Origin of the sequence: Treponema primitia ZAS-1 (assembly GCF_000297095.1) — a bacterium.
Taxonomy (GTDB): Bacteria; Spirochaetota; Spirochaetia; order Treponematales; family Breznakiellaceae; genus Termitinema; species Termitinema primitia_A.
In genome coordinates this window covers 1-2460 of sequence record NZ_AEEA01000172.1, presented here as the reverse complement: position 1 = coordinate 2460, position 2460 = coordinate 1, and the positions used below count along the sequence as shown (strand labels likewise).

At 50.4% G+C, this 2460-nt stretch carries 2 protein-coding genes; both read left to right on the top strand.

Annotated elements, in window-relative coordinates:
- Positions 1-70 precede the first annotated feature (70 nt).
- The gene (istA, locus tag TPRIMZ1_RS0117155; protein ID WP_010263601.1) at positions 71-1570 is read left to right on the top strand and encodes an IS21 family transposase; all 1500 of its coding nucleotides are present in this window, start codon (positions 71-73) and stop codon (positions 1568-1570) included.
- Entirely contained in the window at positions 1563-2306 is a 744-nt protein-coding gene (gene istB / locus TPRIMZ1_RS0117150) for an IS21-like element helper ATPase IstB (RefSeq protein ID WP_010263599.1), read from the top strand. Before istA ends, istB begins: the two co-directional genes overlap by 8 nt.
- Positions 2307-2460: the final 154 nt, after the last annotated feature.

Genomic DNA, 2460 nt, shown 5'->3' with positions numbered 1-2460 from the left:
AGGCCCTCCATATTCCACAATGCTCTTAAGCGTAATTTTACCAAGGAGCATGAAGATGAGGAGAATTGCCATGGGCAAAATCAAGGATATTCTGAAGTACAGCGCTTCGGGATTAAGCCAACGAGAGATAGCGGCAGCGGCTGGTGTCTCTGTAGGAACGGTGAACACCGTTATCGCCAAGATCAAAGAATCCGGCATCATAGATCCACTGGCGTTCAAGGAACATGAACTAGGGGCAATCGTTTATCCAACCCCCCGGGTCCGATCAGGCACACGGCCCGAACCTGACATGGAGGCAATTGCGGCGGAGATGCAACGCCCGGGTGTTACGCTTAACCTGCTCTGGGAGGAATACAAGACCGCGCATCCGAATGGATTTGGACGGTCACAATTCTGTGCCCGGTATAAGCAGTTTCGCAAACAAAACGAAGTCTATATGCGGAAAGTCTACAAAGCAGGGGACCAGATGATGGTTGACTGGGCCGGGATGACCATGAATTATATCGACCGGCAGGGCGCCGTCCGCAAGGTATATCTGTTCGTAGCGATATTACCCGCCACCTCTATACTGTATGCCGAACCGTTCCTGGACATGCAGCTTCAGTCATGGATTGAAGCAAACGTAAACGCGTTTGAATATTTCGGCGGAGTACCACGGCTGGTCATCCCTGACAATCTCAAGAGCGCGGTAAGGCGCGTGCAGCGCCATGAAAGCGATCTCAATAAAACATATGTGGAAATGGCACGGTATTATGGGACCGCAATACTGCCAACCAGGCCTGCCGAACCGAGGGATAAAGGCCCGGTAGAAAATGCGGTGAAGATAGTGGAGCATAAAATTATCGCTTCCCTGCGTAACCGGCAATTTCATTCTTTCCCCGAATTACGGAACGAAGTTATGACGGCTCTCGAACGCCTTAACTCAATGCCTTTTCAGAAACTGCCCGGTAGCCGTAAAGAACTTTTTGAAAAAACCGAGAAGCAGGCGCTCAAGGGGCTGCCCCCCGCACGGTACGAGTTTGCTTCCTTCCGCCAGGCGAAAGTCAATTTCGATTATCATGTCCAGTACGAAGGGTTCTATTACAGCGTGCCCTACCAGTATGCCCATAAACAGGTCGAAATCCGCGCCACAACACGGTCAATTGAGGTGTTTTACGGCTTTGAACGCATTGCCGCTCATCTGCGGAATTACGAGCCGTCAAAGCGGTACACGACCTGTTTTGAGCACATGCCGAAAAAACATCAGGCAATGGCTGACTGGACGCCCCAGCGTTTCAAACGGTGGGCGGCGAAGATTGGGAGTGAGACCGAGGCCTATATTGCCTCCCTCATGGAGCAGCGGGACCAGCCGGAACAATCCTTTAGAACGTGCGCCGCTATTCTCCACATGGCTGATACAACCCCGTCCACTGATATGGAGAAGGCGGCAGCGCGGGCATTACAGATGCGGGCCTTTAGTTACAAATCGTTTGAGCTTATTTTGAAACGGATCGGTACGGAATTTTCTGTCCCGGTCAAACACGAAAACATTCGCGGCGCAGAATATTACCAGGAGGATAATCATGCTTGACAAAGTAACACTAAACAAACTTCATGAATTACATCTTTCAGGAATGGCCGCAGCATTGGTACGGCAGCAAGAAGAGGAACTTGAAGCTGTTTCCTTTGATGACCGCTTCGCTATGCTGGTTGAAGCGGAATGGCTTGAGAAAAAGAACCGCCGTATAGGGCGGCTTATATCCAAGGCTGGTTTCCGCTTCCCCGCTTCAATTGAGAATATCGAATGGAACGGCAAGCACGGGATGGCAAAGACCGATATCCTTCGTCTCGCTGAAGGTGCATTCATTCGTAAAAAGCAAAACCTCATCCTCTCCGGCCCTACCGGCGTTGGTAAAACACATATTGCCAGCGCCTTGGGCCGGCATGCATGCGGCCAGGGAATAGCGGTCAGGTATTTCCGCCTGCCGGATCTGTTCCTCATTATTTCTGACGTCAGAATTGAAAACAGGTACAGCGCTTTCAGGAAAACCATCGCTTCTGTTCCGCTCTTAATTCTTGACGACTGGGGCTTACGCCCATTCGCTCTGGAAGAAACCCAGGAGTTACTTGAGCTGCTCGAACTGCGTTATGAAAACTCGTCAACACTCATCTGCGGACAGCTTCCTCCTTCCGCTTGGCATGGCCTTTTCCCCAACCCGACTCTGGCTGATGCGATCCTCGACCGCCTTATTCATAACGCTATCCGTTACACCATTTCCGGAGAGTCCATGCGGAAAATTATCGCTGAAAGAACTGGTAATTTATAAAACACTGCAGGTGCACTGCCCTATGCCATTTATCCCATGCTTGCAAATTTTTCAAACATGGGATATACCTTCCTTGGAGCGGCAACTGTTCAAATGTTGCCGGATTTATGTTCAAATAAAATCGGTCTTTCTGTTCAAATCCGCCGGATTACGC

Coding starts and splice junctions, on each gene's coding strand:
- istA (WP_010263601.1), top strand. CDS start 71: ATGGGCAAAATCAAGGATATTCTGAAGTACAGCGCTTCGGGATTAAGC.
- istB (WP_010263599.1), top strand. CDS start 1,563: ATGCTTGACAAAGTAACACTAAACAAACTTCATGAATTACATCTTTCA.